Source organism: Acinetobacter sp. CAU_H_56 (genome assembly GCF_058599425.1).
This window is the reverse complement of record NZ_CM178654.1, coordinates 424,513-440,016: the sequence shown is the minus strand read 5'-3', so window position 1 is coordinate 440,016 and position 15,504 is coordinate 424,513. Positions and strand designations below refer to the sequence as shown.

12 protein-coding genes are annotated in these 15,504 nt (G+C 43.6%); 8 read left to right on the top strand and 4 right to left on the bottom strand.

The window, feature by feature from the left end; all coding sequences use genetic code 11:
- Positions 1–105 precede the first annotated feature (105 nt).
- Entirely contained in the window at positions 106–1,293 is a 1,188-nt protein-coding gene (locus tag AC4MCC_RS02070; protein WP_491885639.1) for a PLP-dependent transferase, read from the top strand.
- Positions 1,294–1,349: 56 nt separating this feature from the next.
- Here the strand turns inward: AC4MCC_RS02070 and AC4MCC_RS02065 are convergent, their stop codons facing one another.
- The gene (locus AC4MCC_RS02065) at positions 1,350–3,050 is read right to left on the bottom strand and encodes a vWA domain-containing protein (protein ID WP_228154820.1); all 1,701 of its coding nucleotides are present in this window, start codon (positions 3,048–3,050) and stop codon (positions 1,350–1,352) included.
- A gap of 249 nt (positions 3,051–3,299) precedes the next feature.
- Here AC4MCC_RS02065 and AC4MCC_RS02060 point away from each other — a divergent pair, with 249 nt between their 5' ends.
- The 6 genes from AC4MCC_RS02060 to AC4MCC_RS02035 all read left to right on the top strand — a co-directional run bounded on the left by AC4MCC_RS02060 (position 3,300) and on the right by AC4MCC_RS02035 (position 9,331).
- Entirely contained in the window at positions 3,300–4,850 is a 1,551-nt protein-coding gene (locus AC4MCC_RS02060; protein ID WP_491885638.1) for a helicase HerA-like domain-containing protein, read from the top strand.
- 152 nt (positions 4,851–5,002) lie between these two features.
- Positions 5,003–6,211: an NO-inducible flavohemoprotein gene (gene hmpA, locus AC4MCC_RS02055; RefSeq protein WP_491880290.1), complete on the top strand. Its 1,209-nt coding sequence runs from the start codon at positions 5,003–5,005 to the stop codon at positions 6,209–6,211.
- 89 nt (positions 6,212–6,300) lie between these two features.
- The gene (locus AC4MCC_RS02050; protein ID WP_419364151.1) at positions 6,301–6,741 is read left to right on the top strand and encodes an RrF2 family transcriptional regulator; all 441 of its coding nucleotides are present in this window, start codon (positions 6,301–6,303) and stop codon (positions 6,739–6,741) included.
- Positions 6,742–6,834: 93 nt separating this feature from the next.
- Positions 6,835–7,752 (top strand): ribosome biogenesis GTP-binding protein YihA/YsxC, encoded by a 918-nt coding sequence (gene yihA / locus AC4MCC_RS02045; protein WP_034701440.1) that lies wholly within the window; start codon positions 6,835–6,837, stop codon positions 7,750–7,752.
- 102 nt (positions 7,753–7,854) lie between these two features.
- On the top strand, positions 7,855–8,799 hold the full coding sequence (locus AC4MCC_RS02040; RefSeq protein ID WP_491885637.1) for a metal-dependent hydrolase: 945 nt from the start codon (positions 7,855–7,857) through the stop codon (positions 8,797–8,799).
- 97 nt (positions 8,800–8,896) lie between these two features.
- Entirely contained in the window at positions 8,897–9,331 is a 435-nt protein-coding gene (locus AC4MCC_RS02035) for a VOC family protein (RefSeq protein WP_491885636.1), read from the top strand.
- Here the strand turns inward: AC4MCC_RS02035 and AC4MCC_RS02030 are convergent.
- Together AC4MCC_RS02030 and AC4MCC_RS02025 are read right to left on the bottom strand one after the other, a co-directional pair.
- Positions 9,328–10,566: a dicarboxylate/amino acid:cation symporter gene (locus AC4MCC_RS02030; RefSeq protein ID WP_491885635.1), complete on the bottom strand. Its 1,239-nt coding sequence runs from the start codon at positions 10,564–10,566 to the stop codon at positions 9,328–9,330. The genes AC4MCC_RS02035 and AC4MCC_RS02030 overlap by 4 nt on opposite strands.
- A 144-nt stretch (positions 10,567–10,710) precedes the next feature.
- On the bottom strand, positions 10,711–11,583 hold the full coding sequence (locus AC4MCC_RS02025) for an acyl-CoA thioesterase (protein WP_004786947.1): 873 nt from the start codon (positions 11,581–11,583) through the stop codon (positions 10,711–10,713).
- A gap of 282 nt (positions 11,584–11,865) precedes the next feature.
- On the opposite strand from AC4MCC_RS02025, the gene plsB reads away from it, so the two are divergent.
- Entirely contained in the window at positions 11,866–14,433 is a 2,568-nt protein-coding gene (gene plsB / locus AC4MCC_RS02020; RefSeq protein WP_419374492.1) for a glycerol-3-phosphate 1-O-acyltransferase PlsB, read from the top strand.
- A 273-nt stretch (positions 14,434–14,706) separates the two neighbouring features.
- Here plsB and AC4MCC_RS02015 read toward each other — a convergent pair whose 3' ends face one another.
- Positions 14,707–15,504 (bottom strand): NAD(P)H-binding protein, encoded by a 798-nt coding sequence (locus AC4MCC_RS02015; protein WP_491885634.1) that lies wholly within the window; start codon positions 15,502–15,504, stop codon positions 14,707–14,709.

Sequence of the window (15,504 nt, the reverse complement as noted above, 5' to 3'; positions counted from 1 at the left end):
CTTTTTAGCAATGTCAATTTTTTCAACATTTCACAACATAACTGGCAGCAATAATGAGATTCTCTTAAGCTAAAGCAATATTTGATTACATTTAAGAGCATTCACGTGAAAAAAAATCCTCAAACAGCGCTGATTCATGCACCACGAAAGGCCCCGCAATATATTTCCAGTATTCAACCTCCCCTGTTTCGTGCATCCACCATCATCTTTAACAATACTGATGCCCTATTTAATCGCCACTGGACTGATGACTATGACTATAGCTATGGCACGCATGGTACACCGACGACATTTACCTTAGGCGATAGCATTGCCCAGATCGAAGGCGGTCAATATTGCTTGCTGGCACCGAGTGGTTTATCCGCGATTAATCTCGTGAATTCTTGTTTTTTAAGCCAAGGCGATGAAGTGTGGGTTGCGGATAATATCTATGGTCCAAACATGGAACATCTACGCAACCTGGAAACCCGCTATGGCATTCAAGTCAAAGTCTATAATGCGATAGATGCGGATACTTTTCAGCCCTCGGAAAAAGCCAAACTACTTTGGCTTGAAGCGGCGGGTTCCGTGACTTTAGAATTTCCTGATTTAAGTCGCTTGGTCAAGAAGGCCCAAGCGAACAACATCCTCACTGCGCTGGACAATACCTGGGGTGCAGGCCTTGCCTTTAATGCATTTGATTTTGGTGAGGATCATATAAGTGTCGATATGACTGTGCATGCCCTGACCAAATATCCAAGTGGTGGCGGTGATATCCTGATGGGTTCAGTGGTGACCCGCGATAAAGACCTGCATCACAAATTGTTCCGTGCGCATACCATTCAGGGTATCTCTGTATCAGGCGATGATGTCGCTCAGGTACAACGAAGTCTGGCGTCGATGCAACTCCGATATGAACATCAATCACAAAGCTGCTTAACCTTATTACACTGGCTCAAACAGCAACCAGAATTTGTCCAGGTCTTACATCCGGCTGATACTGACAACGCAGGTCATGAATACTGGAAAGAAATTTGCAAGCAAGGACACAGTGCCGGTCTGGTCAGCGTGATTTTTGACAGCAAATATCAACTGCAAGATATCCGCAATTTCTGTGACAGCTTAAAACTGTTTAAGCTTGGCTTTAGCTGGGGTGGCCCTGTCAGCCTGGTCATGTTATATAACTTAAAAGAAATGCGTGTGCTGGAACATTCACATTTGAAAGACGGCCTGCTGGTGCGGTTCTGTATTGGACTGGAACATCCAGAAGATCTGATTCAGGATATTAAACAGGCTTTAAAAGTCTTAGCTTAAATATAGACATAAAAAAATTGGGCAAATTGCCCAATTTTTTACATTATCGTTTCGCTTTACTTAAAGTAATCATAGCTTACAGAAACAGTCTCTCCTGCTTTTGGTAAAGCTGTTCCATAAAATACTAAGCTTACTCCAGAATTACTATAAACTAGATCAAAGCCTTGTCGATGTGTTGTATCACGCCCAACATTCTGACCATTTACTGTCACCTTAACAGTTGAAGGTACTGGTACCTGTTTTAAACTAAACTGACTTGCAAGACCAGTTGCTACACGGATAATGTCATCAAATACCACATTCCAGCTTGTAGCATCAGCACAAATTGAAGCAGAAGCCCCACCAGTCAAACGTGCAATCTCTTTAAAGTGCCCTCCTCCTTCAGCAGATCCACCTTGACCATTACATTCAAATCCCAATGTACTCCAAGAAGTTGTAGGATCTGCAAAAGTTGGACGGATATGATCAGATGTACCCACAATCGAAAAGTAGGTAGTGTTTGTAGACAAGAAATAATTTTTATAATCATTAAAATCTCGTCGTGTATAGTTACTATATACAGGACTGTACTGCCAATATGTTTCATTTTCAGGCTCATCTGAAACAAACACTACTAAATTTTTCACATTTGGACGATCAAAACCAGTCAAATCTGCTTCACGAACGCAGTAAAAACCTGTTTCAGTAGCTGAATCATAAGTTCCAGGTTGAGCCAAGGTAGCCCACTCTTGCTCTGCATCTGGTGTATTTCTATCAATAAAATTAGTCGTTTTATCTTTTAAAGTTCTAAGCGACTTACATGCATACGCATCCTGCGTATTCACTGCTAAACGATAATCTACACCTGCTTGATTCAATGATTTAAAGAACTGTGCAGCACCATTAGCCAAGTTACGCTGTTCTTCAGACATTGAACCTGAAGAATCAATATTCCATAAAATGTCAACCGCATTTGCAGATTGTGTTGTTTGAGTAAAAGTTTCTTTTGCTGTAGCCACTTCAATAACCGCATTGCTACTTAAAGCACTAGCAATATTCAAATCACCATATACTTGGTTAACTTGATCACTATTACTCGCTACGTAAGTATTTCCCCAAATATAACCTGATTGGTTTGCAAGCCAAAAAGATAAATTGAGACGTAATTTTTTATCACTTGCTTGTACGGCTACAGGAGTAGTAACAGATGAATTTGAATTTAATACAGATAACAACAGGTCACGAACTTTAGTCAGTTCATTGGCATTAGAAAAATCAATATCCAAGATTACATTAACCACTTCACCTTGAGCATTCGTAGATACACGATTAGTTAAAATATTGACTTTTGCATTTTGCTGGATAAGAGCATTAGTAAATGCAGCTAAATAGAATTTACTAAATTCATCTAAATTTTGATTTAATACAACTGATCTCACTTTCGCTTGATTCTGTGCCGATGAAGCAGTTAAATCAACCTGTGAAGCAAATCCAGCTGCTTTTGTCACATTATCATCTAACAATAAAACAGTCCGACCTGATGTTAATGCTGTCTCTGTAAAATATTTAGGATTCACTTCACCAAAAACTGCAATATTTGCCTTTTCACTTACTACAGTTGCAACATCTTGAATAGTAGTAAGCGTTTCGCCTGGCTGTTCTGGTGGAACTGGATCAGTAGGCTTTGTAGATATTGAGCTATCTGAATCACCACCACATGCCGTTAAAAATACAGATGTTCCCACTAACATTGCTAATAATTGTTTGTTAAGTTTCATTTACACCCTCTAACCGTTTTCAAACTATTTAATAAAAGCTATTAAATTAAAATTTTATTTTTCATAATGTTATTAAAAATAAAATGAATGGTGAATATTACAAAAAATGAATACAATTTCAACAATAAAGTCAAAATACCTTAACATGTAACACAATAAACCAAAAAAGAGACTTAAATCACAAATCCCTGCATAAGGGAAATTTAAGTATTCCAAAAGACAAAAATTTATATAGAGGTTTTCAAGTTAATGAATACACCGATCATTATTGCTAAAAAAACCAGTGATACCACGCAAGATATTGTGCTGCATTCACAGCTTGCCAACCGTCACGGACTGATTGCCGGCGCGACCGGAACCGGCAAAACGGTAACCTTGAAAGTTTTGGCAGAAAGCTTTTCTCGCATTGGTGTACCCGTGTTCCTTGCCGATGCCAAGGGAGATGTTTCCAGCCTGGCCAAGCCAGGCGAAAGTAATCCTAAGTTTGATGAACGTATTAAAAGCCTGAATATTGACTCAATTCCTTTTGAAGCTTCGCCGGTCGTATTCTGGGATCTGTTTGGTGAACAAGGCCATCCGATCCGTACTACGATTTCCGAAATTGGACCACTCCTCCTTGCCCGTATCCTAAACCTGAATGACACGCAAGAAGGAGTACTGTCCGCCGTCTTTCGGATTGCTGATGATCAGGGCCTGCTACTGATCGACTTTAAAGACCTGAAAGCCATGCTGAGTTATGTCAGCGAACATACTGCAGACTTTAAAGCGGAATATGGCAATCTATCGCCTGCCAGCCTCGGTGCGATTCAACGCAATTTATTGGCACTTGCGGATCAAGGCGGGGATAAATTCTTTGGCGAGCCAGCACTAGACCTGATGGATTTCCTGCAAACGGATAGCCAAGGCCGCGGCAATATCAATCTGCTGGCTGCCGACAAGCTGATGAACACACCGAAGTTGTACGCCACTTTCCTGTTATGGATGCTGTCAGAGTTATTTGAACAGTTACCAGAGGTGGGTGATCTGGACAAACCGAAACTGGTGTTCTTCTTTGATGAAGCGCATTTACTCTTTGATAATGCCAGCCCCGCCCTGCAGGAAAAGATTGAACAGGTGGTGCGTCTGATCCGCTCCAAAGGTGTCGGGATTTACTTTGTCACCCAGAATCCACTCGACTTACCTGAAAGCGTATTAGGGCAACTCGGCAACCGTATTCAGCATGCTTTACGCGCTTTTACTCCTAAAGACCAGAAGGCAGTCAAAACGGCGGCAGATACCTTCCGTGCCAATCCAGAATTTAAAGTGCAGGAAGCGATTACTGAACTTGCTGTAGGTGAAGCGCTGATTAGCTGTCTGGATGAAAAAGGCACACCACAAATTGTGGAACGTGGCTGGATCATGCCACCACATTCTTCTTTTAGTCCGATCTCAATTGAAGAACGTAAAGTGCTCATGCAGCAAAGTATCGTGGCTGGTATTTATGAGCAGGAAGTTGACCGTGACAGTGCGCATGAGATGCTACAGCAAAAAGTACTGGAACGTCAGCAGCAGGCTCAAGCCGCGGAACTTGCCAAGCAACAAGCCAAAGAACAGGAAGTTCTAGCTAAACAGCAAGCCAAGGAACAGGAACGTTTGGCACGTGAACAGCAAAAAGAAGCTGAACGTGCAGCCAAGCAACGTGAAAAACTTACACAGGATATTATGGGTACCTTTGCCAAAAGTGCAGCACGTAGTCTTGGTGGTAGTACCGGACAGAAAATTGTTCGTGGTCTATTAGGCTCTCTCTTCGGGCGCAAATAGCCTTCCTTTCTCCGATCGAAAACATCATTTTTATGGGATATTTTCATATCCCATAATTTTTTTATGGTTTTATGCTTTTACTATATTGTAAAAGCATTTTATAAGATGTATTTTAAATACATCTTATAAATAACAGCCATGAGAGATCAGCTATGACTCCACAGCAAATTGACCTTGTAAAAGCCACTGTTCCTGTTCTTCGTGAAAATGGGGTTGCCCTGACTGGTTATTTCTATAACCGCATGCTAGGCAATAATCCTGATTTGAAAGAAACCTTTAACATGGGACATCAACGTAGTGGAGCTCAAGCACAAGCCTTGGCAGGTGCGGTTCTGGCTTATGCTGAAAATATCGAAGATCCATCTGTGCTGTTACCCGTGGTTGAGCTAATCGCACATAAACACGTAAGCCTAAACATTAAGGCACCGGACTACGGTATTGTTGGGGAAAACCTGTTGCATTCAATCAGTGAAGTATTGAACATTTCTATGGATGATCCATTGATTGATGCTTGGGCTGCAGCATACGGTCAACTGGCTGACCTGTTTATTGCAACTGAAAAAGCGATCTATGATCAGCATGAACAGACTAAAGGTAGCTGGTTAGGCTGGCGCAACTTCAAGATTGCCAAGAAAGTCGTAGAAAGTGATGAAATCACTTCCTTCTACCTGGCTCCAGTTGACGGCGGCCCATTACCGAAATATGAAGCTGGACAATATATCTCTGTACGCGTGTTTGTGCCTGAGCTGAACCTAAAACAGCCACGCCAATATACCCTGTCGACTTGCCCACAAGCCGATTACCTGCGTATTTCCGTGAAACGTGAAGATCAGAAAGGCGACATGGTTCCAGGCTGGGTATCGAATACTTTACACAGCCTGCCAGAAGGTTCAGAAATTGAAGTCTCTGCACCAACAGGCAACTTCTACCTGATCGATCCGAACAAACGTAATGTGTTCATCAGTGGCGGTGTAGGTCTAACTCCAATGGTGGCTATGCTGAACCAACTGGTGACTCTGGACATGCCACAGCCTGTGACTTTCATCCATGCCTGCCGTAGCAAACAGGTACATGCGATGAAACAGCACATTCATGAGCTAAAAGCGAAATATCCACGTCTGCATACAGTGACTGCATACGAATTCCCACATGCCAATGACAAACTGGGTGAGGATTATGATTTTGCTGGTCGTCTGGATCTCAGCATAATTGACCGTGCCCTGCTTCCAGAAAATGCCGACTATTACCTGTGTGGTCCAATGCCATTTATGGCTGAACAGCAAAAGGCGCTCGTCGCTCGCGGAATCCCTGCTGAGAACATTCATAGCGAAGCCTTTGGCACAGGTGGTGTACGCCACTAACTGCTTCTTCAGCTTAAAATAAAAAAAGAGGGTTAGTCTGGTATGCTAGACTAACCCTAATTTTTTTCATCAAAAACATCAGTATTATCATGCAACTGAATAAATTTACTGACTATGCGCTGCGCATACTGATGTATGTTGCGCAACCCCGCGATCTGCCTTATACGATTGCCGAGCTGGCGGAGCGCTTACAGATTTCGCAGAACCATGCCATGAAAATCGTCTACTTTATGGCGAAACAGGACTGGCTCATTACCTCTCGCGGTAAAGGGGGTGGAATCCGTCTCAATCCGGCTGCCCTGCAAGTTCAGCTCGGACAGATTGTGCGTATTCTGCAACGTGACAACCAGATTGTGGAATGTAATGATCCACCCTGTGTACTACGTACCAATTGCGGATTAAAAGGCATTCTGGATCAGGCTGTGGAACAGTTCTATACCAGTCTCGATCAATATATTCTGGGTGATGTCGTTGAACCGACCAAGGAACATTTTAGCATCCAGTCACCGATTAGCCTGATCAATCTCTAATACCCTTATTCTATGGGGCAATTCTAAAGTTCGCTTGCCCGCCCGACTTCCTTTATAATAGCTTCTTGTATAATTAGTCATTGAAGTTGAGCCATGCATCACAGCAGAGGAAAGTCGAAAAACAGTAAGGCATCAAATGCCCCAAAGCAAAAGATCAGCTATGAAAAAAAGGTCGATCCAGCCATTACTGAATATTCGGTACAAGCCCTCAACTGGTTACGCAAAGCTGAGTTCCTGATGAGTGCACCCAAGCTCAGCTTGTGTGTAGAAGATACCGGTTATGAGGTAGCTTTTGCTGGCCGTTCCAATGCGGGTAAATCGAGTGCCATCAATGCCCTGACCAATCAGAAACAGTTGGCCCGTGCGTCCAAAAAACCAGGCCGTACCCAGATGATCAACTTCTTTAGCCTCGGCAATCCGGATCAGCGTCTGGTCGATTTGCCGGGTTATGGCTACGCAGCTGTCCCAGAAGCCATGAAAATTGTCTGGCAGAAAGAACTGGAAAACTATCTGATTCACCGTAAGAGCCTGCAAGGTCTGGTGCTGCTGATGGATATCCGTCATCCGCTACAACACTTTGACGTGATGATGCTGGAATGGGCCTATTCACGTAAATTATTCGTACATGTCCTGTTGACCAAAGCCGACAAGCTGAACCGTGGCCCTGCTTCGAAAGCGCTACAAGAAGTGAAAGCCAAACTGAAAAAGATGAAGCTGGATTTCTCGATTCAGCTGTTCTCTTCTCTAAACAAGCAGGGTTTGGAAGAACTGGCCAGTGTGATGGGCGGCCGTTTGAACTTCACTTTGAATCAAGCACCTGAATTTGATCTGGACAGCATTCCTGAAGCTTCTATGCATGATTTAAACGAAGCTGATGAACCAATTGAATTATTAGAAGATGAAGATGAAGCAGGCAGTGCTCATGAAGTTACTGCCAGTGAACTGAATAATCTGGACGCGCCTGTAGAGGCCGAACCAACAGAGATTGTCGAACAGGATCCACAAAAATAAGCCGAATGTGTTTCATCGGATAAAAGAATGTCCCGTACTGCCTGCTGCAATTCGGGATATTTTTTTCATACTGTCTTGATCAAGCAGTGATGGATTCACACCATGTCTTTACTTTCGCGCTTCAAAACAACAAGAATTGGCTCTTCCATTTCCTATTTTATCCAGCCTCGCAAAGTCAGCTTTGAGTGGCAGGATACTCCAGTCGACTGGATTCCTGATCAGCCCTTTGCCAGTTACTTCGTCAATGAAATTAACAATATTCTACCTGCAGGTGAACTCTGGTTCTGCCGTTTATATAACAAAGTCCTCCCCCAGATCACTGACAAAAAATTAAAGCATGATGTACAGGCGTTTATCCGTCAGGAAGCCATGCATGCCCAGGCACATAATTCGGCCAATAAAGAATATTTATCTGAACGTCAGATTGATATCCAGCGCAATCTGGACATCATGCATTTCCTATTTAACAAGCTGCTCGCCGATCAGCCATTCGGTCTCAAAATTCCTAAAATCTTAGAACATCAATGGGATCTGTTCCGCCTCGGTATTATTGCGACAGTAGAACACATGACCTGTGTCCTGGGTAAATACGCACTCTACAATACTGAATGGGAACGTCTGGGTGCTGATCCGAATATGCTGGATCTGGTGAAATGGCATGGTGCTGAAGAAATTGAGCATCGTAGTGTGGCTTTTGATTTATACCATCACCTAGGTGGCGGCTATATTGCCCGTTATTATCTAAGTGTGGTGGTCATTATTGGTGTAATTGGCCTTTGGGTCGATGGTGCAGCACATTTAATGGCACAGGATCCACGCTTTAAGTCACTTAAACCTGCCGTGTATAAACCCTGGATCTGGAAAGAATGGTGGCGCATTTCCCAGTTAGATAACCGCCTTCTACCCAACCCGCTGTGGTTAGTATCCCAACAGCTCGGTTATTTAATGCCTTGGTATGATCCGGTGCATGAGGGCAGTACCGATGATGCGCTGCATTATCTCAACCATTCACAGGCAGCCAAACGCGCTACTCTCAAAGTTGCTTAAGCTTGCCTGTTATTACAATTTCTAACAGCAGGGATCACTCCCCTGCTTTTTAACTATCCTAAGATAGAAATATAACAATCATAATCAGGAGGGAGTTATGCAAGCACGGATTTCTGTGATTACCCTCGGTGTGCTCGATCTGGAAGCTTCATTATGCTTTTACCGTGATGGGCTGGGTTTTCCCAGTGAAGGAATCATAGGTGAAGAATTTGAATATGGCACGGTGGCTCTTATTCAATTACAACCTGGTCTTAAGCTTGCCCTATGGCCACAGCGTAGTATTCAGCAAGATACCGGTCTGGAGCCAAGCCCAATCTGTCCGACGCAAATGACGCTAGGACATAATGTTTATAGCCCCTTAGAAGTCGATCAGGCAATGGCACAGGCAGAACGTGCCGGCGCTAAAATTATTCAACCTGCACACACCACCTTTTATGGCGGATATGCAGGTTATTTTCAGGATCCCAATGGTCATCTCTGGGAAATTGTCTGGAATCCGGACTTAGATAAAGCTGAATTAGACAAAGATTAAATCGGCACTTCAGGCTCGCGGGTATGTCGATCTACCACCACACTAATCATCATATCGCCCTGTACATTTACTACAGTACGTACCGTATCGAGTAGACGGTCAATCGGAAGTAAAATCGCAATCGCTTCAGCAGGTAAACCCACTGATTGCAGTACCATGATCATAGTGACCATGCCGGCACTTGGAATGCCCGGTGCACCTAGGGACGCAATCATTGCCGTGGCACAAACCACCAACTGCTGACCTAAGGTTAGATCCAGCCCCATCAGATTAGCAATAAACAAAGCTGCTGCAGCTTCATAAAGTGCCGTTCCATCCATATTCAGCTGTGTGCCAAGAGGAATCACAAAACCAGCTGTTTGCGGACGTACCCCCAGATTTTCCTGCGCGCATTTTAAAGAAATCGGCATGGTTGCCGAACTGGAGCTGGTGGCAAAGGCAGTAATTAATGCACTACGAGTACCTTTAAAAAAGGTCAGCGGATTCATTTTTCCGAAGATCCATAGCAATAACGGCAACACCACTATCCCATGAAAAATTGTGGTGCCTGTCACGACTGCCGCAAACTCAGCCAAACGGCTCAGTACTGAAATATCTTCAGTGGCAATTAACTTGGCGAGTAGTGCAAAAATCCCAATCGGTGCCAGTTTCATGATCCAGCCAATCATCAACATCATGATGTCAAAAAACTGGTGACTGAGCTTACGCACAGTACGGAAGCTATCTCCACCTGCGACCAAAGCCACACCGATAAACAGAGCAAAAATTACAACAGCTAGGACATTACCGTCAGCAAAGGCCTTAAAGGGATTGATCAGGGTATTCTGAATAAAATTAGTAAAGAAAGACGACGGCGTTAAAGTATCAGGCGTTTGATGCTGAGCCATGGCATCCTGAAACATCACCACATCCACACCTCTCCCCACATTAAACAGATGTGCACAGGTTAGCCCTAAAATCAGTGCCAATGAGGTGGTGGTCACGCAGCATAATAGGGTGATTTTCCAGGTTCGACTCAGCTGTCCCCCCGCCTGCAGATTAGACACTCCAACCACGATTGAGGTAAAAATCAGGGGGATCAAAATCATTTTCAGCAGACCAATAAAAAGGCTGCTGGCGATTCCAATCCCGTACAGGCCGACATCAAAAAATGTGCTTTGTGGAAATAAAGTCAGTAAAAATCCAAACAGCACCCCCAATACGGCGGCAATCAAAATCTGCGTATTTAAACTCATTTTTACATGTATTTTTAATATTGATCTTAAGGGCACTATGCCATGCAAGTGTTGGAGAATCGAGTAATTTTTTATAAAGAGCCGTACTTAAAAATGTATAAAGCCGGATCTGGAATCCGGCTTTATTTAAATTAAAAGTATGCTTTACTGGGTTTCAATTTCACGTAAACGGATCAAGCCTTCTTGTGTGGTACTGCAGACCAGCTCACCATTTTGCCACATGCGGCCAAAGTTCAGACCACGCGAACTGGCACTTTGAGTAGCATCCATGTCGTATAACATCCATTCATCTACCCGGAATGGTTTATGGAAATACATGGCATGGTCAATACTGGCACATTGCAAGCTTGGAGACAGATAACTTAAACCATGCGGACGAAGGGCCGTGGTCATTAAGGTAAAGTCTGAATAGAAAGCTGCAATCGCCTGATGCAGGGAAATCTCATCCACTTCTGCAGCGATCTTTCCATGAGTACGGATATAGTGCGCATAATTCGGCGCTTCCGGTTGCGGCTGGAATGGATTCACTGGCATTACAGGGCGAATTTCGACATGACGGTCACGCATGAAAGACGCACGCACGTTTTCCGGAATAAATTCGATAATCTGCCGGGTGAGTTCCGCTTCATTTTTTAGACTTTCTGCCGGTGGATATTCAGGTTCTGAAATCTGATAGTTCAGGCCTTCTTCCTGATGCGCAAAAGAAACCATACACATGAAAATGGTACGGCCATGCTGAATGGCGCGGACCTGACGGCTGACAAAGCTTTTTCCATCACGGATACGATCCACTTCATAAATGATCGGTGCATTGACATCTCCACCAAACAGGAAATAGGCATGCAATGAATGCGCAGGACGATCTGTAGTATAAGACGCAGCACGTAGGGCCTGTCCCAAGACCTGCCCACCAAATACGCGCTTGCCTACCAGATTACGGCTAATTCCCCGGAAAATATTTTCTTCTAACTTTTCTAAACTGAGCAGCTCGACCAGTTCCTGTGTTAAGGCATTCATAAGCAACCTGTGTGATATTGGCAAGATCCAGAAGTGTAGAAATAAATCTATACAATTTATTCTGAATATTCTGCCATAAAATCCAAGCAATCTTCTAAAGATTGATTGACTGTTCTGTCAACTGCTCTTGCAACTTACTAGGAAAAACATCTGCTTTCGCGCTAAAATTGAACCACTTCGATTGAATTTGTCAGAAAATGACATATTGTTTGTTTTTATAATCAATCAAAATAAATTCCCTCAGAAATTCTGTAGTTTTGGTCAGTAAAATTAGGAGTAACTATGTCCAAGAGTGGCTTTGGTCAAATGTATCGCAAGCTTTCAAGTAAGCTACTTGATCTTGTGGTCACCCCGCATGTTCTTGGGGAAGTACCAAGTGAAGTGACAACTCCTACTGCTGACCAGACTCCGGCAGCACAGCAGAAAATCGTCTGTTATATCTTGCAGAATCATTCACGCAGTAATGCATTGGTGGTCGATGCGGAAACTCGCCGTTTAAACATGCCGCCTGCGCTTGACCCTCTACAGATTGGTGACAGTAAGGAAAAGGCTTCGGTTCTATTCCTACAGCACCATGATGAGAATAATCTACTTAGCTCACCACCACATGCCTTTCCACCACGTCTGTTACGTCTGATTGAAGTACTGGAAAAAAATCCTGAACTAGACGTGGAACTGGTACCGGTCACTGTGCTCTGGGGTCGTGATCCTGAAAAAGAAGATTCCTGGTTTAAACTGTTATTTACTGATACCTGGTCTACGCCAAGTCGGGTCAAACAGCTGGTTAATATCGGTCTGCATGGCCGCCAGTCTTATTTGGAGTTTCATGAGCCGCAATCTTTGCGTGCCCTCATGGACTTTGCCAAAGAAACTTATCCAAATTCAGCACCAGCGACCTATATTGTCAGCCGTCTGAATGATTATCTGGATGCACAGCGTGAAGTGATTCTCGGCCCTGACCTGTCAGATCGCCGTAATGTGATGCATGGCCTGATTAAATCGCCGGATGTACAAGCGGCTATTCGTAACGAAAGCATCCGCAGCAAAATCAGCATGCTGGAAGCAGAACGTCGTGCGATTGGTTATCTGAATGAAATCGTATCAGATTATTCTCATTCGACTGTACGTTTTGCCGATAAAGCCCTGACCCGTTTATGGACCCAGCTTTATGACGGCGTGGAAGTGCATAATTTCAGTACCGTGCGTGAACTGGCCAAAGATTATGAAATTGTCTATACACCATGTCACCGCAGTCATATCGACTACCTATTATTGTCTTATGTGATTTATCGTCGTGGCCTGATGGTGCCATATATTGCAGCGGGCGATAACCTGAACATGCCATTTGTGGGTCAGATCTTACGCGGTGGCGGTGCTTTCTTTATCCGTCGTACCTTCCGCGGTAATGCACTCTATACCACTGTATTTAAAGAATATCTGTATAGCGTTTTGTCACGTAATACTCCACTGGAATACTTTATCGAAGGTGGCCGTTCACGTACTGGCCGTCTGCTGCCACCAAAAACCGGCATGCTGGCGATGACCGTACATGGTCATTTACGTGGCAAGGCCAAGCCAATTGTCTTCGTTCCAACTTATATCGGCTATGAACGCCTGATGGAAGGCGGTACTTATGTCGGTGAAATGAACGGCAAGCCGAAAGAAGCAGAATCTATTTTTGGCATTCTGAAAACCTTGCGCAAAATTGAGCGTATTTTTGGTAAGGTCCATCTGAACTTCGGTGAACCGGTATTTCTGGATGACATCCTGAAACAGCACGGCGCAGAACATATCAAAATTGAAAAGAATGATGATCCGATTCCGCAGCCGGTATCCGACGCAGTCAACAGTTCCGCCCAAGCCATTCTGGAAAATATCAACCGTGCAGTCGTGGTGAATCCGGTTTCACTGCTGTCACTTATTTTATTGGCAACACCGAAACATACGCTGGACGAAGAAATCTGTATCAAGCAGCTGGATACCTACCGTAATCTGCTGGTGGCTTTACCTTATGATGAGCGTATGCAAATTACCTCACTTTCAGGTAAAGAGATTATTGCCTATGCAATGAAGCTCAAGCTAATTAAACGGGTGAAACACGTTCTGGGCGATATCATTGCCATTGAAGATAATCAGGCCGTATTGCTGACCTATTTCCGTAACAACATCGTACATAGTTTTGTACTGCCGTCTCTAATTGCAGCACTGGTAGAACACAACGGTATGATTCGCCGTGAAGATGCGATCAATGCCAGCAGTACACTCTATCCATTCCTGAAAGCTGAGCTATTCCTGAAATGGAAAGAAGACGAAATTCAGCAACATGTTGATGCTTATATCGATGCTTTACTTGCAACCAACCTGATCAGTGAAGATGGTGAAAATCTGGTAGCGCCAGCACCAAATACTGAAGCGCATCACCAGCTTGAAGTTCTGGCCGCCCCAGTGACCCAAAGTCTGGAACGTTACTATATGACGCTGGCTTTAATTACTCAGCGTGGCCCAGGCAACATTTCAACCCGTCAGGTAGAAGAACTGAGTCATCTGGTGGGGCAACGCCTTTCTGTACTGTATGAATTCAACTCACCAGAATTTTTTGACAAAGCCTTATTCCAAAGCTTTATCAAAGTTCTGACGCAAAAAGGCTATATTTGTACCAACGATGACAATGCCATTGTCTATGATGAGCAGCTGACCAATGTTGCGCAGTATGCAGATCTAGTATTAGATGAAGTGAAGCTACAAATGCTGCATCACATCACCTCCTTTACCGATGAAGAGTTGAAAGAAGCACTAGATGCGGTTGCGGCTGAACAGGCCAAGAAACGTGCAAAGCGGAAAAAGAAATAAATCATTTATTAGACTAAAGTTTTTTAAATAATATTTGTCGAATATTTTTTTAAACTATACCCTCTAATTTCTAATTAGGGGGTATTTTAATGAAGTCACTATTTTTAGCTATTTGTCTTATTATTCCAGCTGTTAGCTTTGCTGGCAACTGCGACCACAGCTGGCAATCTGCAAAAGATGGTTCATCTTGTGGTGACCGTGCCGCAGATCGACGTCCTGGTGGTCGATAAGACAAAAATAAGCATGAGATTATTTCTCATGCTTATTTCATCATCACATTAGCGTCAAATAATCCAAAAAACAGTCCTGATGCTTTAATTCAAACCCTATCTTTTCCATTCTGGTGGCATACAGCTTTTTACCCGTCACCCTGTCACTTTCGACTTTCAATATAGGTAAACCCATTTGCTGCTGGAACCATTGCAGGACTTCATGCAGAAGTCTTGGCTGATTATTGCTCAAAATATATGAAGAATCAGGATGTTCCACGTGAATCATCTGAGCTAGAAAACGTGATAAATCTTCAATATGAATCCGATTCGACCAATGCAGATTTGGGTAGCTGGTCATCGATGCTGCCATTTTCTGCATACGTGCCACAGAAGTCCCATAAATCCCACTTGGGCGGATAATGGTACATTGATCAGGATAAGCGGCGAGATACACCTGTTCCATGTGATGCAGAATTTCACCTTGAGCATCATTCGGATGAATTTCAGTTTCATCATTCACGCTTTCACCCGCATTCTGTCCATAAACCCGGGTTGATGACACCACCACAATTCTTTTTACCGGATGGGATTTCAAGGCAGTAACGATTGGCTGAACCGAATCCAGATAAGTATGCTGATAGGCTTCGACACCCCTCTGTTTGGGACTGAGTAACACATAGACCCAATCAATCGGAGCGACTGTACTTAAATCTAGAGTGTGTACATCCTGAATCAGATGAGTTGCGAATGAATCTGTTTTGGGACTTTGGCTAATTGTGCTAATTTGATGACCTTGCTCAAATAATTGTTTAGCTACCCGCTCGGATGTTTTACCATAACCAATAAATAAAATATGCAT